The 19,530-nt window shown below is 64.8% G+C and carries 17 protein-coding genes; 9 read left to right on the top strand and 8 right to left on the bottom strand.

The window, feature by feature from the left end:
* The first annotated feature begins 27 nt into the window (after nucleotides 1–27).
* Nucleotides 28–1,479 carry an FAD-dependent oxidoreductase gene (locus F8G81_RS17850; RefSeq protein ID WP_267275985.1) on the top strand — a complete coding sequence of 484 codons (1,452 nt, stop codon included), beginning with the start codon at nucleotides 28–30 and terminating at the stop codon, nucleotides 1,477–1,479.
* A gap of 45 nt (nucleotides 1,480–1,524) precedes the next feature.
* Here F8G81_RS17850 and F8G81_RS17845 read toward each other — a convergent pair whose 3' ends face one another.
* The gene (locus tag F8G81_RS17845; RefSeq protein WP_267275984.1) at nucleotides 1,525–3,531 is read right to left on the bottom strand and encodes a S8 family serine peptidase; all 2,007 of its coding nucleotides are present in this window, start codon (nucleotides 3,529–3,531) and stop codon (nucleotides 1,525–1,527) included.
* Nucleotides 3,532–3,754: 223 nt separating this feature from the next.
* Here F8G81_RS17845 and F8G81_RS17840 point away from each other — a divergent pair, with 223 nt between their 5' ends.
* The 5 genes from F8G81_RS17840 (at nucleotide 3,755) to F8G81_RS17820 (ending at nucleotide 10,010) form a co-directional block, all read left to right on the top strand.
* Complete coding sequence (locus F8G81_RS17840) at nucleotides 3,755–5,101, top strand: helix-turn-helix domain-containing protein (RefSeq protein WP_267275983.1); 1,347 nt, start codon at nucleotides 3,755–3,757, stop codon at nucleotides 5,099–5,101.
* Nucleotides 5,102–5,248: 147 nt separating this feature from the next.
* Complete coding sequence (locus F8G81_RS17835; protein ID WP_267275982.1) at nucleotides 5,249–6,772, top strand: aldehyde dehydrogenase family protein; 1,524 nt, start codon at nucleotides 5,249–5,251, stop codon at nucleotides 6,770–6,772.
* 60 nt (nucleotides 6,773–6,832) lie between these two features.
* Nucleotides 6,833–7,855 carry an alcohol dehydrogenase AdhP gene (adhP, locus tag F8G81_RS17830; RefSeq protein WP_267275981.1) on the top strand — a complete coding sequence of 341 codons (1,023 nt, stop codon included), beginning with the start codon at nucleotides 6,833–6,835 and terminating at the stop codon, nucleotides 7,853–7,855.
* Nucleotides 7,855–8,304: a DUF779 domain-containing protein gene (locus tag F8G81_RS17825; protein WP_267275980.1), complete on the top strand. Its 450-nt coding sequence runs from the start codon at nucleotides 7,855–7,857 to the stop codon at nucleotides 8,302–8,304. Before adhP ends, F8G81_RS17825 begins: the two co-directional genes overlap by 1 nt.
* Nucleotides 8,305–8,477: 173 nt before the next feature.
* The gene (locus tag F8G81_RS17820; RefSeq protein WP_267275979.1) at nucleotides 8,478–10,010 is read left to right on the top strand and encodes an amino acid permease; all 1,533 of its coding nucleotides are present in this window, start codon (nucleotides 8,478–8,480) and stop codon (nucleotides 10,008–10,010) included.
* A 14-nt stretch (nucleotides 10,011–10,024) separates the two neighbouring features.
* Here the strand turns inward: F8G81_RS17820 and F8G81_RS17815 are convergent, their stop codons facing one another.
* Together F8G81_RS17815 and F8G81_RS17810 are read right to left on the bottom strand one after the other, a co-directional pair.
* Entirely contained in the window at nucleotides 10,025–10,648 is a 624-nt protein-coding gene (locus tag F8G81_RS17815) for an FMN-binding negative transcriptional regulator (RefSeq protein WP_267275978.1), read from the bottom strand.
* Nucleotides 10,614–11,630 (bottom strand): DMT family transporter, encoded by a 1,017-nt coding sequence (locus F8G81_RS17810; protein WP_267275977.1) that lies wholly within the window; start codon nucleotides 11,628–11,630, stop codon nucleotides 10,614–10,616. Before F8G81_RS17810 ends, F8G81_RS17815 begins: the two co-directional genes overlap by 35 nt.
* Between F8G81_RS17810 and F8G81_RS17805 the strand changes: the two genes are divergently transcribed.
* Nucleotides 11,629–13,041, top strand: a complete 1,413-nt coding sequence (locus tag F8G81_RS17805) for a PLP-dependent aminotransferase family protein (protein WP_267275976.1) — start codon at nucleotides 11,629–11,631, stop codon at nucleotides 13,039–13,041. The two genes, F8G81_RS17810 and F8G81_RS17805, sit on opposite strands and share 2 nt — an antisense overlap.
* A gap of 704 nt (nucleotides 13,042–13,745) precedes the next feature.
* Here the strand turns inward: F8G81_RS17805 and F8G81_RS17800 are convergent.
* From F8G81_RS17800 to F8G81_RS17785, 4 genes are all read right to left on the bottom strand, one after another.
* Nucleotides 13,746–14,381 carry a DUF2461 domain-containing protein gene (locus F8G81_RS17800; protein ID WP_267275975.1) on the bottom strand — a complete coding sequence of 212 codons (636 nt, stop codon included), beginning with the start codon at nucleotides 14,379–14,381 and terminating at the stop codon, nucleotides 13,746–13,748.
* Nucleotides 14,382–14,532: 151 nt separating this feature from the next.
* Complete coding sequence (locus F8G81_RS17795) at nucleotides 14,533–16,020, bottom strand: catalase (protein WP_267275974.1); 1,488 nt, start codon at nucleotides 16,018–16,020, stop codon at nucleotides 14,533–14,535.
* A gap of 7 nt (nucleotides 16,021–16,027) precedes the next feature.
* Complete coding sequence (locus F8G81_RS17790) at nucleotides 16,028–16,513, bottom strand: Fur family transcriptional regulator (RefSeq protein ID WP_267275973.1); 486 nt, start codon at nucleotides 16,511–16,513, stop codon at nucleotides 16,028–16,030.
* 30 nt (nucleotides 16,514–16,543) lie between these two features.
* Complete coding sequence (locus F8G81_RS17785) at nucleotides 16,544–17,347, bottom strand: hypothetical protein (RefSeq protein WP_267275972.1); 804 nt, start codon at nucleotides 17,345–17,347, stop codon at nucleotides 16,544–16,546.
* Between the two features lie 127 nt (nucleotides 17,348–17,474).
* Between F8G81_RS17785 and htpX the strand changes: the two genes are divergently transcribed.
* Nucleotides 17,475–18,341 carry a zinc metalloprotease HtpX gene (gene htpX, locus F8G81_RS17780; protein ID WP_267275971.1) on the top strand — a complete coding sequence of 289 codons (867 nt, stop codon included), beginning with the start codon at nucleotides 17,475–17,477 and terminating at the stop codon, nucleotides 18,339–18,341.
* Between the two features lie 135 nt (nucleotides 18,342–18,476).
* On the opposite strand, the gene F8G81_RS17775 is transcribed toward htpX, so the two are convergent.
* Nucleotides 18,477–18,968, bottom strand: a complete 492-nt coding sequence (locus tag F8G81_RS17775) for a YajQ family cyclic di-GMP-binding protein (protein WP_267275970.1) — start codon at nucleotides 18,966–18,968, stop codon at nucleotides 18,477–18,479.
* A gap of 214 nt (nucleotides 18,969–19,182) precedes the next feature.
* On the opposite strand from F8G81_RS17775, the gene F8G81_RS17770 reads away from it, so the two are divergent.
* Nucleotides 19,183–19,437 (top strand): hypothetical protein, encoded by a 255-nt coding sequence (locus tag F8G81_RS17770; protein WP_267275969.1) that lies wholly within the window; start codon nucleotides 19,183–19,185, stop codon nucleotides 19,435–19,437.
* Nucleotides 19,438–19,530: the final 93 nt, after the last annotated feature.

Genomic DNA, 19,530 nt, shown 5'->3' with positions numbered 1-19,530 from the left:
TCACTCCTCGTTCCAGAAGGGCTTCCGGTGTCCAACCCAGGCGAAACCACCACCAAACGTCCACTCCGCGTTGCCATCGTGGGCGCGGGACCGGCGGGTGTCTACGCCGCGGATATCCTCACCAAGTCCAACGAGGTCAAGGGCGGTGACGTGGAGGTCAGCATTGACCTTTTCGAGGCCTACCCCGCGCCGTACGGCCTGATCCGTTACGGCGTGGCCCCGGACCACCCCCGCATCAAGGGCATCGTGAACGCCCTGCACAAGGTCCTGGACCGCGGCGACATCCGGTTCCTGGGGAACGTGACCTATGGCCGCGACCTGACCCTGCACGACTTCCGCGCCTTCTATGACGCCGTGATCTTTTCCACCGGCGCCATCAAGGACGCGGACCTGAACATTCCCGGCGTGGACCTGGACGGCTCCTTTGGCGGGGCGGACTTCGTCTCGTGGTACGACGGGCACCCGGACGTCCCGCGGGACTGGCCGCTGGACGCCAAGGAAATTGCCGTCATCGGCAACGGCAACGTTGCCCTGGACGTGGCCCGGATGCTGGTCAAGCATGCGGACGAACTGCTCACCACGGAAATCCCCGACAACGTCTACCAGGGCCTGAAGAACTCCCCGGTGACGGACGTGCACGTGTTCGGCCGCCGTGGCCCGGCCCAGGTGAAGTTCACCCCACTGGAACTGCGCGAACTGAGCCACATGAGGGACGTGGACATTGTGCTGTACCCGGAGGACTTCGAATTCGACGAAGCCTCCGACGAAGCCATCCGCAGCAACAACCAGATCAAGACCATGGTGAACACGCTGACCAACTGGCTGGTGGAAGAACATGCGGAATCGGACCAGCCGTCGTCGCGGCGGCTGCACCTGCACTTCCTGCACAGCCCTGTCGAAATCTACGAAGACCACAACCCCGGCAACGGGTCCGGCTCCGGCAAGGTGGCCGGAATCAAGTTTGAGCGGATGCAGCTTGACGGCACCGGCAACGTCAAGGGCACCGGCGAGATTGTTGACTACCCCGTGCAGGCTGTCTACCGCGCCATCGGCTACCACGGCTCGCCCCTGGATGAGCTGGAATACGATGCCAAACGCGGAGTGGTCCCCAACGAGGGCGGCCGGGTCCTGGACGCCGACGGCAAGCCTGTCCCGGGCATCTACGCTACGGGCTGGATCAAGCGCGGTCCGGTAGGCCTGATTGGCCACACCAAGGGCGACGCACTCGAGACCATCGGGATGCTGCTGGAGGACCGTCCTGGCCTGCCTCCTGCCCAAAACCCGGACCCGCAGGCCATCATCCGGCTCTTGGAGGAGCGCGGCATTGAGTACACCACGTGGGAAGGCTGGATCAAACTGGACGCCCACGAGGCAGCACTCGGCGCGGAGTGGACCGGGCAGGAAGAGGCCGACGACGTGGTGCGTGAACGCATCAAGGTGGTACCGCGCGAGGAAATGATCAAAATTTCCCGGGCGTAGCGCGCGGCTCAGCCCCTGGCGTTCGCTTGGGGCCTGGCCGGGGGCCTAGCGGAAGATCGAGAAGCCGTTCCAGCCGGACCCAACGATGGTGGGCGGGCCCCAGCTCCCGTTGTTGATGGGGTAGTAGGCCAGTCGGCCGTCGGTCATCCGGGCGGTCAGCCCGTAGCTTCCCTGGCCCTGGTAGCCTTCCACCTCGGTGATGGTGTCGATGACGTTCCAGCCGGTGCCTATGAGGAGCGGATCTCCCAGCTGCAGGCTGCCCCGGTAGAGGATCAGGGACCCGTCGCTTCGTTTTGAGAGCAGGTCCTGCTTGGCGTCCCGGTCAAAGTCGGCCATGGTGATGTAGAGGCCGCCCCACCCGGAACCGATCATGCTGCGGCCGGTGAGGGTGCCGGAGGCGTTGTTGGGGTAGTGCCACAACGCGCCGGCGGGGTCGTAGGCGACGATGCCGGGGTAAGGGTTCGTGCTGCTCCAGTGGCCGATGGTGACCTCGTAGCCGCCCCAGCCGCTGCCGATGGTTTTGGGAGAACTGAAGCCGCCGGTTTGGAGCCCTGGGTAGTAGGTCAGGCGACCGTCCGCCCACTGGGCCACCAGGTCGAACACACCGTCCCGGTTCCAGTCAGTGACGAAGCCGGTGTCCAGGCCCTGCCAGCCGGCACCGATTGCCTCCCGTGGCCGAAACCCGCCGTTTCCATTGGCCGGGTAGTTCCAAAGGACACCGTCAGGACCGGCCGCTACGGTGTCCGCGGCGCTGTGGAGTGCCGCCCGTGTCAGGTCTGGGGTGGGGGCAGGGCTGGGTTCTGAGTCCGCGTTCCCCGTGGCAGGGTTCACGTACAGCAGGCGGTTGGGTGTGCCCGGGGTGGCGGACACCACCACCCCTGTGGTGGCGTTGTCGATGATTTTTGCATTGACCTCTGCCGGGCTAAGCCCAGGGTTGGCCGCGAGCAGCACGGCGGCCGCACCTGCAGCGTGCGGGACTGACATTGAGGTACCCGACAGGGATTTGATTGCGGTCGTGGAAGTATGTCCCGCGGAGATAATGCTGACGCCCGGGGCGTAGAGGTCCACGCAGTTGCCGTAGTTGGAGAACGATGCCTGCCGGTCTGACATGTCGGTCGCGGCAATGGTCAGCGCCGCCGGCACGCGGGCCGGGGAGCGCTCGCAGGCGTTAGTGGCGGTGTTGCCAGCGGCGGTGACAACGGTGATTCCGTCATTGATGACGCCCATGACGGCAGCGTCCATCGTGTAGTTGGAAAAGCCGCCGATGCTGAGGTTGACTACTGCGGGCCATCCGGGCTGGTGGTGTGCAGCAACCCAGTCAAGTCCCGCGATGATGTCCGACGAGAGGCCGGAACCGTCGCAGTAGAGGGCGCGCACCGGGATGATGGTGGCGGCCTTGGCCACACCGTAGGTGTTGCCTGCGGCAGTGCCGGCGACGTGCGTGCCGTGCCCGTTGCAGTCACCGGAGTTCAGTCCGTCGTTGAGGGCAGTCCAGCCCGCAGCGACCCGGCCGCCAAAGTCCGCATGGGCCGCCTGGACACCGGTATCCACCACGTACACAGCCACCCCGCTTCCCGCGGAGCTGTAGCTGTAGGAGTTGGACAGCGGGAGGGTGCGCTGGTCAATCCTGTCCAGGCCCCACGTTGCCGGCTGCTGGACCTCGTCGATGGAAACCGGGGTGTCTGCCTCTACTGACAAAACCCGGGGAGAGCGGGCCAGCGCCGCCGCTTGCGCCGGATTGGCCTTCACCACGGCGCCGCGCAAGGCATGGGAAAACGTCCGTTCGACGCCGATGCTCCGGGCCCGCAGGGATTTCGCCTCTGCCGCAACATCAGTTCCTGGAGCATACGTGACCAGGTACTGGCCGCTGGCAGCAGCTTCGGAACCAGCTTCAGGGTCATCGGCACCAGCTTGGGAACCAACTTCTGAGCTGGCTTCGGCCGATGGCGGCGCCGGGTCCGGGGCAGGTGAAACGGCCAGGGCTGGGAGCCCGGTGGCCATCATCACGGCCGAGGACATCAGCAGTGCGGCCAGGATAGCGGGGGGACGCATGGGGAAACGGATGGCTCTTCCTTAGTCTCATTGCGGCCGCAGCTAAAGCGGCTGGGACTAACGTTAGCTGCAGGTTTTCCCTCCGTACGGCCAATCCCGGGGTTTCAGCGCGAGTCCTTGGTGGAAACTGCGGTGCTGGTGCGCCAATTTTGAGCCTGGCAGCAAGCTTCCTTAGAAAATCAGTGCAGGCAAAGCCCCCGGGCGGGACTAGACTTGCCGCACTATGCGAGCGCTCGGCAAGGATGCACTGGAACTGCTGCACAAGCATGCCTCGGCAGCGCACGAACACATCGGCGCCCAGGGACTCGTTCTCCCCGAGACAGGTGAAGTCCCTGGCCTGCGTCAACTTATCCGGGAATCCTGGCAACGCTCCGCCGGCTTCAGGGCCAACCCCGATAACCCCGAGGCCCCGCTGGTCATGGACACGGACGAGCTGGAGGAATATCGCAGCCAGCACCCGCTGGCCAGCATCATGCCGGTGATCCACAAGCTCCTGGTTCAGCCCAGCCATGACGCCGGCCTGCTGGTAGCCGTGGGTGACGACGTCGGGCGCCTGTTGTGGGTGGAAGGCGATGCCGCCTTGCTGAGCCGTGCTGAAGGCATGATGTTCGTTCCCGGCGCCGACTGGTCCGAAGCCACGGTGGGTACCAGCGCCCCCGGTACGGCCCTGGCCCTGGGCCGGGGGATCCAGATTTCCGGGGCCGAGCACTACCAGCGTTCAGTCCATCCCTGGAGCTGTACGGCCGTACCGTTCCATGATCCTGATTCCGGTGCCCTGCTGGGCGTTGTGGATATCACCGGCGGTGCCACGGCGGTGGCGCCGCACACCCTGTCCCTCGTTGAAGCCACCGTGGCCGCCGCGCAGGCACAGTTGCGCATTGAGCGGCTTCAGTTGGCGGCATCCGTTGCGGACCGGCCCGTCCGACGGCGGAACACCGGCAGTGCCGCAGGGGCCGTGAAGGAGGGCAGCCTTTACCGGAACAGCCTGCAGCTCCTGGGCCGTGACCAGGCGCTGCTGAGCATCGAAGGGAAAACGGTGGCGCTCTCCGCCCGGCACAGTGAGATCCTGGCCCTGCTGAGCGCCCATCCCGACGGACTGAGCGCGGAGGAGCTCTGTGTCCTGCTCTACCCGGGTGATGCCTCCACCATGACTCTCCGCGCGGAAATGGTCCGGCTGCGAAAAATCCTCCAACAGCTCAACCCTGCCGCTGTTCCCGGGTCGCGCCCGTACAAGCTCACCATGGACCTGGTGCCCGACTCCGGCCAGGTGCTGAGCTGCCTGCAACGCGGAGCGCACCGCATCGCCCTGGAAATTTACCGGGGAGCGGTGCTGCCGAAGTCTGAGGCGCCGGGTGTCGCAGTCCTCCGGGACAGGGTTTCCTCGCTGATGCGCGAGGCTGTCCTGACGGACGGCAGTGCCGAGACCCTGCTCAAGTATGCGGAGCTTCCTGAAGCAAGAGACGACGTCGGCGTGCGGATTGCCGCCCTCAAACTGCTGGCGCCGCGCTCGCCGAAGCGGGCAGCCGTCGTCGCCGATCTCGAGCGGCTGGAAGCCGAACTCAGCGCCTAACCTCCAGCTTCAGCCGGTCGCGCAACCTTTGCTGTTAGCTGGCTCACAATAGTGCAACCTGGCTGCAACCCTCCCGCTCCTACGCTGAAGGCAACGGTGAACGCCGCCATCAGGCCGCCACCTTCATGCGGAGCAAAGGAGCTAGCAATGACTGTTTATGCACAGCCCGGTACCGAGGGCTCAAAGGTCACTTTCAAGGACCGGTACGAGAACTGGATCGGCGGCGAATGGGTTGCCCCGGTCAAGGGCCAGTACTTCGAGAACATCACCCCTGTCACGGGCAAGGCCTTTTGCGAGGTGGCCCGCGGTACGGCAGAGGACATCGAGCTGGCCCTGGATGCCGCCCACAAGATCGCGCCGTCCTGGGGAAAGACATCGGTGGCAGAGCGCGCCGCCATCCTGAACAAGATTGCCGATCGGATCGATGAGAACCTCGAGATGCTGGCTGTGGCCGAATCCTGGGACAACGGCAAGCCCATCCGCGAGACCCTGAACGCGGACATCCCGCTTGCGGCTGACCACTTCCGCTACTTCGCCTCGGCCGTCCGCGCCCAGGAAGGCCGGCTGTCCCAGCTGGACGAGGACACAACGGCCTACCACTACCACGAGCCCCTCGGCGTCGTTGGCCAAATTATCCCCTGGAACTTCCCCATCCTGATGGCCGTCTGGAAGCTCGCCCCGGCCCTCGCGGCGGGCAACGCCGTGGTCCTCAAGCCGGCCGAGCAGACGCCGTCGTCCATTCTGGTCCTGATGGAGCTCATCGGCGACCTTCTTCCGGCCGGTGTCCTGAACGTCGTGAACGGCTTTGGTGTGGAGGCCGGCAAACCGCTGGCGTCCAGCCCCCGGATCCGCAAGATCGCCTTCACCGGCGAGACCACCACCGGGCGGCTGATCAGCCAGTACGCCAGCCAGAACCTGATTCCGGTCACCCTGGAGCTTGGCGGCAAGAGCCCCAACATCTTCTTCAACGACGTGGCCGAGTCCAACGACGCGTTCTACGACAAGGCCCAGGAGGGCTTCGCGCTGTTTGCCTTCAACCAGGGCGAGGTCTGCACCTGCCCGTCCCGCGCCCTGGTCCAGGAGGACATTTACGAGTCCTTTATGGCGGACGCTGTTGCCCGGGTGGAGAAGATGATCCAGGGGAACCCGCTGGACACCGAAACCCAGGTGGGTGCCCAGGCCTCGAACGACCAGCTGGAAAAGATCCTCTCCTACATCGATATCGGCAAGCAGGAAGGCGCCAAGCTGCTGACCGGCGGCGGCCGCGCCGAACTGCCCGGGGACCTCGCCGGCGGCTTCTACGTCCAGCCCACTGTGTTCGAAGGCCACAACAAGATGCGGATCTTCCAGGAGGAAATCTTCGGGCCCGTTGTCTCCGTGGCGAAGTTCAGCGACTACAACGACGCCATGGGCATCGCCAACGACACCCTCTACGGCCTCGGCGCCGGGGTCTGGTCCCGCAACGGCAACGTGGCCTACCGCGCCGGGCGTGAAATCCAGGCCGGCCGCGTCTGGGTCAACAACTACCACGCCTACCCGGCCGGCGCCGCGTTTGGCGGCTACAAGTCCTCAGGCATCGGGCGTGAGAACCACTCCATGATGCTGGACCACTACCAGCAGACCAAGAACCTGCTGGTCAGCTACAACGAAAACAAGCTGGGTTTCTTCTAGGCCAGCTGACGTTCGACAGTTTTCAACGAGACCCATCCAAAAACAACGCAAGGATCGCCAATGACGACGACAATGCACGCAGCAGTAGTAACCGAATTCGGCAAGGACCTGCAGATTCTTGACCTCCCAATCCCCACCCCGGGGCCAGGGGAAGCACTGGTCAAGGTGCTCACCACAGGTGTCTGCCACACTGACCTGCACGCGGCCGAGGGAGACTGGCCCGTCAAGCCCTCCCCGCCGTTCGTTCCGGGCCATGAAGGAGTGGGCGAAGTAGTTGCCCTCGGAGCAGGCGTTACAGACCTGGCTGTGGGGGACCTTGTGGGTAACGCCTGGCTCTGGTCCGCCTGCGGGGACTGCCAGTACTGCCGTACGGGCTGGGAGACGCTCTGTGAGGCGCAGAAAAATGCGGGCTACAGCGTGGACGGCTCCTTCGGCGAGTACATGCTGGTCGATACCCGTTTTGCGGCCAGGATCCCTGCCGGCTCGGACCCCGTGGAAGTGGCACCCGTGCTCTGTGCCGGCGTCACGGTTTACAAGGGCCTGAAGATGACGGAAACCAGGCCGGGGCAGTGGGTCACCATCTCCGGCATCGGCGGATTGGGGCACATTGCGGTCCAGTATGCCGTGGCCATGGGCCTGCGCGTTGCGGCAGTGGACATCGCCGACGACAAGCTGGCCCTGGCGAAGGCCCACGGAGCGGAGCTTACCGTCAATGCCCTGCACGAGGATCCCGTCGAAGTCATCCAGCGCGAAACCGGAGGTTGCCATGGAGTCCTGGTCACTGCAGTGCACCCGTCAGCTTTCGGACAGGCGATCGGCATGGCCCGGCGCGGCGGGACGATTGTGTTCAATGGGCTGCCGCCGGGCGACTTTCCGGCGCCCATCTTCGAGATCGTGCTCAAGGGCCTGACGGTCCGCGGTTCCATCGTGGGGACACGGCAGGACCTGGAGGAGGCTTTGGAATTCTATGCCCAGGGCAAGATCCACCCCACGGTTTCCGTCCGGGAGCTCTCCGAAGTCAATGCGGTCCTGGACGAAATGAAGCACGCCAAGATCGACGGCCGCGTGGTTCTGAGGTTCTGATGCCCAGGGAGAGGCTTGACGCCGCAGTGACGCTGCCCGGGGAGGACTTCTCCCGGGTGGCGCTCACCGCCGTGGCCGTGGAGTTGCTGAGGAAACTGTGGATTCAGCACGGGCCTCTGATGTTCCACCAGTCAGGCGGATGCTGCGACGGCTCCTCGCCCATGTGTTACCCGGCCGGCGAGTTCATCACCGGCGACTCCGACGTCCTGCTGGGTCTGTTCGACTTGTCTGGAGCCGGGACCGGCGGTGGCGTCACGTCCGACCCGCCGGGCGGCCCCGGGCAAGGACAGCCGCTGGAGTTCTGGATGTCGCGGGAACAGTTCGGCTACTGGAGCCACACCCATCTGACAGTGGATGTGGTTCCGGGCCGGGGCAGCGGATTCTCGGTGGAATCACCGGAAGGCAAACGCTTCCTGATCCGGTCCACCCTGATGGACTGGCCTGCCTAGGCAGTTCGATGCTTTAGCCTTGAGGCCCTCCAAAAGGAGGGCCTCAAGGTGTTTTCCGCAATTAACTTCGGCGTTAGGGGCGTCTCACCATACGGGACAGTTGGAACCGTCCAGCAGGTGGACATTATCGTGGATAGGTCTGTTTCCTTCATAAACCAGGATTGTGATCCCCTATGAACCTTCTCCGGACCAAATCAATCGAGCAGTCAATGGCCGACGCCGATGAACCCGGACGCAAGCTCAAGCGCTCGCTCAGCACCTGGGACCTCATGATTATGGGCGTTGCCGTTGCTGTCGGCGCCGGCATCTTTTCCGTAGGTGCCAAGGCTGCCGCCAACTTCTCCGGCCCCGCGGTGACATTGTCCTTCGCCATCGCCGCCGTCACGTGCGCGCTGGCCATCATGTGCTACGCCGAATTCGCCACCGCCATCCCCGTTGCAGGTTCGGCATACGTCTTCACGTACGCCACCATGGGTGAGCTGCTGGCGTGGATCATCGGCTGGAACCTGATCCTGGAGCTTTTCACCGCCGCCGCCGTGATTGCCAAGTACTGGGGCATCTACCTCAGCAAGGTGTTCGCCCTGATGGGCGCAGATGTTCCGCCGGCCCTCTCCCTTGGCGGCGTTGACCTCTACTGGGGCGCGTTCCTGATCGTGGCCGTGTTCACCGTGCTCCTGGTCCTGGGCACCAAGCTTTCTGCCCGCGTTGGCAACATCTTCACACTCATCAAGATCGCCGTGGTCCTCTTTGTGATCGTGGTGGGCTTCACCTACGTGAAGTTCGAAAACTACACCCCCTTCATCCCCGCTGCAGAACCAACGGCCGGGAGCGGTGCCGCCGACGTGCTCAAGCAGTCGTTCTTCGGCTTCCTCACCGGCGCCGCACCTGCCCAGTACGGAACCCTGGGCATCTTCGCCGGTGCAGCCTTGGTATTCTTCGCCTTTATCGGTTTCGACGTGGTGGCCACCTCGGCCGAGGAAGTCAAGAACCCCCAGAAGACCCTGCCGCGCGGCATTTTCGGTGGCCTCGCCGTCGTGACCCTGCTTTATATCCTGGTGTCCCTGGCCCTGACCGGCATGGTGTCCTACACGGAGCTGGCCGAGGCCGAGAGCCCCACGCTCACCACCGCCTTTGAAGCGGTGGGTGATACCTCCGCCGCCAAGGTCATCGCCTTCGGATCCCTGGTGGGCCTGACCACCGTGATTATGGTCCTTCTGATGGGCCTGTCCCGAGTGGTCCTGGCCATGAGCCGCGACGGCCTGCTGCCGCGCTCACTGTCCAAGACCAGTGAAAAGCGTTCGACGCCGGTGCGCCTCCAGGTGATCTGCGGCGCCGCCGTCGCACTCGTCGCCGGCCTGACCAACGTGGACCTGCTGGAAGAAATGATCAACATCGGCACATTGTCGGCGTTTGTCATGGTGAGCCTGGGCATCCTGGTGCTGCGGAAGAAGCGCCCGGACCTCAAGCCCTCCTTCCGCGTGCCGTTCGGCAAGGTCCTGCCAGTGGTTTCGGCCCTGCTGTGCCTTTACCTGATGACAAACCTGGCCGTGGAAACCTGGATTTTCTTCGCCATCTGGCTGGTCATCGGCATCATCATCTACTTCTCCTACGGCCAGCGCCACTCACGCCTCAACGAGCGCTTCATCGAGGCGAAGGAAGCTGTCAACGGCCCGGCCGCCAGCGAGGACGAGTTCTCCCGCGCCTGACGTGTCGGTGGAGGCTAGCGCCCCTGGGCCCGCTCGACGTCGGCAGCGCTCTCTGCCTGCCCGCTCGCCTGAAGGCCGGAGACCACGCCGTTGATGTCCGCGTCGGGCCGGTTCTGGCTGAGTTTGGTTTTGGCTTCGATCCTGGTGATGAGCAGTTCGACGCCGACAATCGCCCGCAGTTGGCCGGCGATGTACCGCGCCGGTGCATCATCCACAGACCAGGGCCGCTCGGAAGCGGCTTCGTGACGGTCTGTGAGCCGCCTGACCAGGCTGTCCAGCCAGGCGGGGTCATCGTGGATGACGAGCTTTCCGTAGACATGCGCGGTGGAGTAGTTCCAGGTGGGCACCACGCGTCCATGCTCGGCCTTTGACGCATACCAAGAGGGCGAAATGTAGGCGTCGGCACCCTGGATGAGCACGAGGGACTCGCCGATTGCAGGTTCGGACCACTGGGTGTTGTTTCGGGCCACGTGCGCCTGCAGGGCACCGTGTTCGCCCACGGACGGATCGTAGACAAACGGCAGCAAGGTGGCGAGCATGCCGTGCGCGGTCATGGTGACCAGGTTGGCGGCGGCCGGGCGGTTGAGGAGCGCGTGGAGTGCCTCAGGGCCTGCTGTGAAGTGGGCTGGGATGTACATCGTGGATTTCCTTTGCTGTTTCTAGTGCTTCTGTGGTGGGCGGAGCGGTGCCGGCAGCGGGTGCCGGACGGAGCCTGACGCGGACGGCGGCGCCGGCGCAGAGGATAACGGCGATGCCGCCGATGAGGGTTGTCGGGGTGAGGGACTCGCCCAGCAGAAGAGCGGCCCAGCAAATGCTGAGCACGGGCTGGATGAGCTGGATCTGGCTGACGTGGGAGATGGGGCCAATGGCCAGGCCGCGGTACCACGCAAAGAAGCCGAGGAACATGCTGACCACGCCAAGGTAGGCAAAAGCGGCCCATTGCCAGAACGTGCCGGCCGGTGGCTGCTGCGAGATGGACAGCGCTGTCAGGGCGGCCATCAGCGGCGAGGCGAGGACCAGCGCCCAGGATATGGTCTGCCATGAACCCAGCTCGCGGGCTAGAAGCCCGCCTTCGGCATAGCCGACTGCCGCCGCCACCACCGCCCCGAGGATGAGCAGGTCCGCCCAGTGCAGCTGGCCGAAGCTGCCTGATTGGGTGAAGGCAAACACGATGGCAGCCAGCGCCCCGGCCAGGGTGATTGCCCAGAAGGCTGGCGGGGGCCGTTCACGTCCGCGGAGGACCGCTGCTGTCGCCGTGGCGGCGGGCAGCAGTCCGACGACGACGGCGCCGTGGCTGGCGGGCACGGCAGTCAGCGCGAAGGTGGTCAGCAGCGGGAAACCCACCACGACGCCGGCGGACACTACCATCAGGCGCAACCACTGCGTACCCTGGGGAAGGCGCTGCCGGGTGAGGGCAAGGGCGGCAGCCGCCAGGAACGCGGCCAGGACAGCACGGCCAGACCCGATAAAAAGCGGAGCCAGGCCTGCGACGGCAACCCGCGTCAACGGTATCGTCAGCGAGAAAGCCGCTACTCCCAGCAGACCCCACCACAGTCCGGTGGGGCGGCTGGCGGGTAGCACTGGTTCTTTTTGCGCAGTAGCGCTACTCTTATCTCTCATGAACAACGATAGCAGTTCGCGGATAGCCACGCGACTCAGGGACTGGATCGCCGGCGCCGGACCAGGGGCCAAGCTGCCGTCCACCCGTTCACTGGTTGCCGAGTACCAGGCCAGCCCGGTGACCGTGCAAAAGGCGCTCCAGACCCTGACGGGTCAAGGCCTGATAGAGAGCAGGCCCGGTGTCGGCACCTTTGTGCGGGCGGTGCGCACCGCCCGCCCGTCGGACTACAGCTGGCAGACTGCTGCCCTGCGGTCGCCCCAGGCGCCGCTTCCTCCGGCGTCGGCCACCATGCGCGGAGCGTCCAACGACGCCATCGCCTTCCACTCCGGCTACCCGGACCGGGAGCTCCTGCCCGAGCGCCTGGTCCGGGCGGCGCTCATCCGCGCGGCCCGGGGCGACGCGGCCCTCTCCCGTCCGCCCGCTGCCGGGCTCCCTGAACTGCAGTCCTGGTTCGCGCAGGAACTCAGGGCATCCACGCCGGTTGGCATCACCCCACCCAACCCCAGCGATGTCATTGTCCTGCCGGGAAGCCAGAGCGGACTGAGCTCCATTTTCAGCGCCCTCGCTGGCAGCGGGCAGCCGCTGGTGATGGAGTCGCCCACCTATTGGGGTGCCATCCTGGCAGCGGCCCAGGCAGGTGTCCGGGTGGTCCCGCTGCCCAGCGGACCGGACGGTCCCGATCCGGAGGACTTGGCCCGCGCGTTTGAGGAGACAGGCGCGCGCCTGTTTTATGCCCAACCCAACTACGCCAATCCCACCGGTGCGCAGTGGGCGGCGGGGCGGGGCGAACAGATCCTTGATGTGGTGCGGAAGTACGGCGCTTTCCTGGTGGAGGATGACTGGGCGCATGACTTTGGCATCAGCACCACTCCAGTGCCGGTTGCCGCCCAGGATGATTCAGGGCACGTCATCTACCTCCGCTCCCTGACCAAGAGCGTCTCCTCGGCCATCCGCATCGCCGGGGTCATCGCCCGGGGGCCGGCGAGGGAACGCATCCTTGCCGACAGGGCAGCCGAATCGATGTACGTCAGCGGCCTGCTCCAGGCGGCAGCGCTCGATGTGGTGACCCAACCGGGCTGGCAGACGCACCTGCGAAGCCTCCGCCATCAGCTCCAGTCCCGCCGGGACCTGCTGGTCACCAGCGTGCGCGGGCATATCCCGCAGGCCCACCTGGAGCACGTGCCCAAGGGAGGGCTGAACCTCTGGCTGCGCCTGCCTGACGGGACCGACCTTGAGCGGCTGACGCTCGACTGTGAAAGGGCCGGGGTGATGATCGCGGCGGGCACGGACTGGTTCCCGGCTGAACCTGCCGGCGCGTTCATTCGGCTCAACTACTCCGGACCGAACCCGGGTGCCTTTCCCGAGGGTGCACGGATCATCGGCCAATGCATGGAGCAAAACATGTCATAGGGCTGATCTCCGCGGACAGCCGGAAGTGCAACGGGCAGGCGCCGTGACCGGCGCTACGGACCGCGGCTCCCTAAGATGGACGCATGGCCCGCCCCGCAAGACCGGAACGCAAAGCAGAGCTGCTGTGCCAGATCCTTGACTACCTGATGGACAAAACCCTGGCTGAACTGACCTTCCGCAGCCTGGCCGAAGGCCTGGGCATCAGCGCCTACGTGTTGGTGTACCACTTCGGCAGCCGGGAACAGCTGGTTAGCGAGATCATCCGCTCCATTGAATCCAGGCTGGACAGCATGCGCAGCACCGACGTCCAGGACATCGACCGCGACGCCTGGCGGAGCTACCTGTTGGAGTCCTGGCAATGGACCATGGCGCAGCGCAACCGGCACCTGGCCAGGCTGGAGTTCGAGGCCACCGCACAGGACATCGTGGCGGCCGAGCCCCGTGGAACGTCCCAGGAGCATTTCCGGATGCTCCACCACAAGACCAGGGACTGGCTGGTGGTGCAGGGGATTCCCGAGGAGTTTGCCGACACCGACGCACGCCTGTTCACCTCCACTTTTTACGGCCTGCAGTTCGACTTTGTGGTGATGAACCAGCCTGAGGCGGCAACCAAGGCTTTTGAACTGATGCTCACCGTATTCTTCAACAACCTGGAGAGCCGGCTGGCCGCCGCAGCCCACGAGGCCGGAGAGGAAATCTGCTTCTCAGGGGGCGGCGTGGCGTCCCACCCAGTCCACCAAGGGCCGCAGGCGTTCCCACAGCCGGGCGACTTCCTGCACGGCGCCCGGCGTGGCGAACCAGTCCGGCTGGCCGAGGTTCACGGCGGCGGAGAGTGACTTGTGCTTGAGGAGCTCGCCCCGGGGATGATCGCGGGCGTAACCGCGGGGAACGGTTTTGAGTTTCTCGCCCTCCACCGCGAAGCCGTCTGCGGCTACGGCGTCAACGATCCGCCGGAGGGACTCGCCTGTCCCGGAAGCGTCAACAGAGTTCCGGAAGCGGACCAGCTGGGCCGGGGAGTGGGAATGGTAGCCGCCACCCACCAGCAGGCCGTCGGCACTGAGCTGCAGGTAGTAGCCCACACCTTCCTGGGCGGAGGCGAAGGCGCCCTGGGCGGTTTTGTAGGGCGACTTGTCCTGGGAGAACCTGATGTCCCTGTTGGGCCGGAAGATCTTGCCTGGGCCAAAGGTGGGTTCCAGTTCCGAGAGAAGCGCCGTGAGCGGTTCGCGGACCAGGCTGTTGTAGCTGTCCTTGTGCTCGAGCCACCACTCGCGGTTGTTGTTGTTTTCAAGCTCCGCGTAGAACGCGAAGGCCTCCGCCGGAATGCCCTGGAATGTGCTCATGAAGCGATCCTAGGGACACCACTGGGTCCCGGGCCATAGCCCCCTGCTCCTATGTGGAAAAGCAGTCCGCCCCGCCACGGAAACCGTGACGGGGCGGACTGTTGCGGCCAAGCCATCCAGCAATCAGCAGGACGGAACTGGCCAAGTGAGACTAGCCGATCTTGTTGGCGGCCTCAGCGTCGGAACTTGCGGCGGAAGCGGCGCCCAGGTTGGCCCGCAGCTTGGCGCCGAGCTCGGCGTCAACGTTGGTCCAGTACTGGATGGCGCGTTCCTTGATGTCGGAGCGCTTGACGCCGCCAACAGCACCGGTGATGGTGTCCAGGAAGCGGGCCTTGGCGGCATCATCGTATACCTCGCGGTACAGTGTGCCGGCCTGGCCGAAGTCGCCGTCCTCAGGGTGCAGGGTGTGCGCGGCGAGGGTGAGCTCGCCGTCGTTCTCCCAGCCACCGGCCGGGTTCTGCGGCTCAAGCGCGGCCGGACCGCCGAACGTGTTCGGCGCGTAAACCGGCACGGACGGGGCGTTGAACAGGTAACGCCCGGAACCGTCCTGGCTGTAGTTGTTCACCTGGTTCTTGGGCTGGTTGACCGGGATCTGGGCGTGGTTGGTGCCCACGCGGTAGCGGTGTGCGTCAGCGTAGGAGAAGATGCGTGCCTGCAGCATCTTGTCCGGGGAAGCGGCAATGCCTGGCACGAAGTTCGACGGCGCGAAGGTGGCCTGCTCGATCTGCGCGAAGTAGTTCTCCGGGTTCTTGTTCAGCTCCATGGTGCCCACCTTGATCAGCGGGTAATCAGCGTGCGGCCAGACCTTGGTCAGGTCGAACGGGTTGAAGCGGTAGGTCTTGGCGTCCTCGTACGGCATGACCTGCACGTGCAGGTCCCAGGACGGGAAGTTGCCGGCTTCGATGTTCTCGGACAGGTCGCGGATGTAGAAGTCCGCGTCCGAGCCGGCAAGCTCTTCGGCCTGGTCGCCGGTGATGGTCTTGACGCCCTGGTTGGACTTGAAGTGGTACTTGACCCAGAAACGCTCGCCCGCGGCGTTGATCCACTGGTAGGTGTGCGAGCCGTAGCCCTGCATTTCACGCCAGGAGGCCGGCAGGCCACGGTCGCCCATGAGCCAGGTGACCTGGTGCGCGGACTCGGGGGACAGGGTCCAGAAGTCCCACTGCATGTCGGCGTCGCGCAGGTGGGTGCCCGGGAGGCGCTTCTGCGAGTGGATGAAGTCCGGGAACTTGATGCCGTCGCGGATGAAGAAGACGGGGGTGTTGTTGCCGACGAGGTCGTAGTTGCCCTCGGAGGTGTAGAACTTCACGGCGAACCCGCGGGGGTCGCGCCAGGTGTCGGGGGAGCCGTTCTCGCCGGCGACGGAGGAGAAACGGATGAGCATTTCAGTCTCAACACCCGGCTGCAGGAACGCGGCCTTGGTGTAGGCCGAGATGTCCTCGGTGGCCTTGAACGTACCGAACGCTCCGCCGCCCTTGGCGTGCACTACGCGCTCCGGCACCCGCTCGCGGTTGAACTGGGCGAGCTTTTCCACCAGGTAGTGGTCAGTCAGGATGATGGCACCGTCGGCACCAACTGACTTCGAATGCGCGTCGGACGTGACCGGCGCACCTGACTGTGTGGTTGAAATGGCAGTCATTGTTCTCCTATTTCTCGATTACTTGTGAGGGACGTTCAGAAGGAAGTTTTTGGGACCGCTGGCAGTCTTCGCAGATGCCCTGGTAGAGGACGTCGGCGATCTGGATGGTCATTGGCCGGGAGTTTTCGTCCCAGTGCGGCGTGAGGCAGGGTGCGTGGCCTACGGCGCATTCCACATCCTCCACGCGGCCGCAGCTGACGCAGATGGCGTGGTGGTGGTTGTCGCCAACCCGGGTTTCATACAGTGCGGGGGAGTGCGGCGGCTCGAAGCGGCGCAGCATCTGCAGATCCGTCAGGTCTCCCAGGACCACGTAGACGGACTGGGCGGTGAGCTCCGGCAGCTCGGCGCGCGCGGCGGCCAGGATGCTTTCCGCGGGCGAATGGGGGTGGTGTTCGACGGCGGCCAACACGGCGAGCCGCTGCTTCGTCACCCGGCGGCCGTGGGCGCGCAGGGCGGCAGCCCAGGCTTCATGGCCTCCAAAGTCTTCCGTCATGCCTCTATTGAAGCACTTATTATGAATATCTCACAATAAGGCTTGGCTAACCTTGGGCAGCTCCAGCAGCCGCTCCATCGGGTTGACGGGTTCACCTGCTGCCCGGCCCAGGGCATGGACTTCCAGGGGGCCGCTGCCGCTGTCCGGAACCACACAGCTGAGCCCGCTGACACCGCGGCGGCCGGTGAGCACCTGGAGTTCTGCGGCCATGGCCAGCAGTGCAGGTGCCGAAACGCTGAAGGTTCCGGGGCTGTGGCCGGATGGCGGGCTCTCCGGCTCAAGGGCTTCGGGGGAGAGGACGGTGTGATGGATCCCGGCCTTCACCCGGGGGGACCACGACCGGATGGCGGGAAGAGGGGCGCCTTCCCGGCCCCAGTCTTCCGCGGCAGGGGCTGTCTTGCCGAGCTCCTTTGCCGAGCGCCGCAGGGCAGCCCGGAAGCCGTCGTCGTACCTGGCCAGTTCCTCAGCGGGGACCGGGATTCGGCGATGGGCAGGAAGCCTGAATTGCTCGCCGGGGCTGGCAGTCTCGCCGTCCCAGCGTCCGAACAAATGGAAAGTGGGCGTGGAAGATTCCACCTCAGGCTCTCCGATGGCTGCCCCGATGGGATGCCACTGATGGGCGAACACCACGGTGCAGGTCCGCGCGTCCAGCACCTCGCCGAGGGCCTCACGGGCAGCGCGATGGCATACGAGCCAGTCGGAAGCGGAGCGGAGATCGAATGCAACAGCGGGGTTGCTCAGCCGGATGAGGAGGTGGCCGGCCGTCAGCGCGGTCCGCGGGCGTGCCACTTCCCAGACTGCAGATGCAAAAAGAAGCCGCCTGGACAGACTCATGAGCCAACTCCTTCCCCCGCCCGAGGATACCAAGCCCACAGCACCCCTGCTGACCTGCGGCGGGATTAAAATTTTGTCGGGACTAGGATTTTGGGTAAGGCCCGTTCCTGATGATGGAGGAGCTGACGTGCACAAGCATTACAACGGCCTGAAGACTGCGGCGCTTTTCGGTGTGCTCTGGGCGGTGCTGCTGGGACTGGGCGCCCTGATCGGCTTGAACACCCGGAGTTCCGCACCCATCTGGATCATGGCCGTCATTGGTGTGGCCACCACGTTCTACGGCTACTGGAACAGCGACAAGATCGCCATCCGCTCCATGGCGGCCTACCCCGTCACCGAAGCGCAGGCACCTTACCTCTATCAGATAGTCCGTGAGCTGTCGGTGCGGGCCAACCAGCCCATGCCGCGCATCTATCTCTCGCCCACCATGAATCCGAATGCCTTTGCCACCGGCCGGAATCCCAAAAACGCGGCGGTCTGCTGCACGGAAGGGATCCTGCAATTGCTGGATGCGCGCGAACTCCGCGGTGTCCTGGGACACGAACTCATGCACGTCTATAACCGGGACATTCTCACGTCTTCAGTGGCGGCCGCCGTCGCGGGTGTAATCACCTCGGTGGGCCAGATGCTGCTGTTCTTCGGCGGCGACCGCCGGAACGCCAACCCCCTCGCCATGCTGGCCATGGCGCTGCTCGCGCCCTTTGCAGCGTCGCTGATCCAGCTGGCCATCTCCCGCACCCGGGAGTACGACGCCGACGAGGACGGTTCGGAGCTCACCGGCGATCCGCTGGCACTAGCCTCAGCCCTGCGCAAGATTGAGCAGGGGGTCAAGATGGTGCCGCTGCCGCAGGACCAGAAGCTGGTGAACACTTCGCACCTGATGATCGCCAACCCCTTCCGCGGAGGCGCCATGACCAAGCTCTTCGCCACCCATCCGCCCATGAGTGACCGGATTTCCCGGCTGGAGCGGATGGCCGGCCGGCCGCTGCGCTAGTCAGGACGCGCGAATTACCCGTCGACGCGCAAATTACCTGGCGACGCGCAAAGAGGCTGGCGCTGCCCATAAACGGGTAGCGCCAGCCTCTTTGCGTGGCGGCAACACTTTTGCGCGTCGAAAAGGACGGCTGCGCTAGCTGCGGAAGTTGACGAACTGGAGGTCGGCTTCGTCAAAGTCCTTCAGGAGTGCCATGACGGCCTGCAGGTCGTCGCGGGACTTGGACGAGACACGGAGTTCGTCGCCCTGGATCTGGGACTTGACCCCCTTGGGACCCTCGTCCCTGATCAGTTTGTTGATCTTCTTGGCCAGGTCCTGCTCGATGCCTTCCTTGATGGAAGCCTCAAGACGGAATTCCTTGCCCGAGGCGTAGGGCTCGCCCGTATCCAGCGACTTGAGCGAGATGCCGCGGCGGATGAGCTTGGACTGAAGGACGTCCAGTACCGCCATCACGCGTTCCTCGGAGTTTGCCTTCATCAGGATCTTTTCGCCGCTGAAGTCAACCTCGGCGCCGATGCCTTTGAAGTCGTAGCGCTGCGCGATTTCCTTCTGCGCCTGGTTCAGCGCGTTGGCCACTTCCTGCTTGTCTACTTTGCTTACGACGTCGAACGTTGACTCGCCTGCCATGATTCTCCTTGTACGGGTGGGTGCGGTGGGATTGCACGGTGGTTCATGCCGCGGAGGGCTTGGATATCTGCATTCAAGCGTAGTACGGATGCCCCTTGTGTGTTGTTGGTGCGGTTGGTGTTGCGGATTCACAGGCAGCTCTGGGCAGACTTCCGGCGGGAACGAAGCTCCGTCCCCAAGAGTTGAGGTGTTGGAAGCCTCGAAGGGAAAGACCATGCACCGCACAGCCGTCCGTTACGTCACCAAGACCACTTCCGCAGCCGGTGGGGCACTTGCCACCGCGGGCACGGCCGTCGCGGCCGCCGCCGTCGCAGCGTCCATTATTTTCAGTCCCGTCGCAGATGCTTCAGCCCGGATGGACGGAGTCAGCGAGGACTTGCTCCGGGCGGTGCAGCTCAACCAGATCACCGAGGAGCAGGCCGTGAAATTTGAGGCCCGGCTGGCAGGCAGGATCCTGGGCGGGGCCTGACAGTGCCATCCCACCCCCGTGTTTCCGGGCTTTTTGACCGCTTTTGGATGCCTTGAGGGCTCGATTCGATTCTTCGGCGGAAGTTCTGTAAAG

Source organism: Arthrobacter sp. CDRTa11, from assembly GCF_026427775.1.
In the GTDB taxonomy this organism is placed as follows: domain Bacteria; phylum Actinomycetota; class Actinomycetes; order Actinomycetales; family Micrococcaceae; genus Arthrobacter.
The sequence above is the reverse complement of the archived record's forward strand: the minus strand, read 5'-3'. Positions and strand labels throughout refer to the sequence as shown.

Bases quoted from the DNA above. Each gene is read 5' to 3' on its own strand.
- F8G81_RS17845 (WP_267275984.1), bottom strand. From the start codon at position 3,531: ATGCGTCCCCCCGCTATCCTGGCCGCACTGCTGATGTCCTCGGCCGTG.
- F8G81_RS17840 (WP_267275983.1), top strand. From the start codon at position 3,755: ATGCGAGCGCTCGGCAAGGATGCACTGGAACTGCTGCACAAGCATGCC.
- F8G81_RS17835 (WP_267275982.1), top strand. From the start codon at position 5,249: ATGACTGTTTATGCACAGCCCGGTACCGAGGGCTCAAAGGTCACTTTC.
- adhP (WP_267275981.1), top strand. From the start codon at position 6,833: ATGACGACGACAATGCACGCAGCAGTAGTAACCGAATTCGGCAAGGAC.
- F8G81_RS17825 (WP_267275980.1), top strand. From the start codon at position 7,855: ATGCCCAGGGAGAGGCTTGACGCCGCAGTGACGCTGCCCGGGGAGGAC.
- F8G81_RS17820 (WP_267275979.1), top strand. From the start codon at position 8,478: ATGAACCTTCTCCGGACCAAATCAATCGAGCAGTCAATGGCCGACGCC.
- F8G81_RS17815 (WP_267275978.1), bottom strand. From the start codon at position 10,648: ATGTACATCCCAGCCCACTTCACAGCAGGCCCTGAGGCACTCCACGCG.
- F8G81_RS17805 (WP_267275976.1), top strand. From the start codon at position 11,629: ATGAACAACGATAGCAGTTCGCGGATAGCCACGCGACTCAGGGACTGG.
- F8G81_RS17810 (WP_267275977.1), bottom strand. From the start codon at position 11,630: ATGAGAGATAAGAGTAGCGCTACTGCGCAAAAAGAACCAGTGCTACCC.
- F8G81_RS17800 (WP_267275975.1), bottom strand. From the start codon at position 14,381: ATGAGCACATTCCAGGGCATTCCGGCGGAGGCCTTCGCGTTCTACGCG.
- F8G81_RS17795 (WP_267275974.1), bottom strand. From the start codon at position 16,020: ATGACTGCCATTTCAACCACACAGTCAGGTGCGCCGGTCACGTCCGAC.
- F8G81_RS17790 (WP_267275973.1), bottom strand. From the start codon at position 16,513: ATGACGGAAGACTTTGGAGGCCATGAAGCCTGGGCTGCCGCCCTGCGC.
- F8G81_RS17785 (WP_267275972.1), bottom strand. From the start codon at position 17,347: ATGAGTCTGTCCAGGCGGCTTCTTTTTGCATCTGCAGTCTGGGAAGTG.
- F8G81_RS17775 (WP_267275970.1), bottom strand. From the start codon at position 18,968: ATGGCAGGCGAGTCAACGTTCGACGTCGTAAGCAAAGTAGACAAGCAG.
- F8G81_RS17770 (WP_267275969.1), top strand. From the start codon at position 19,183: ATGCACCGCACAGCCGTCCGTTACGTCACCAAGACCACTTCCGCAGCC.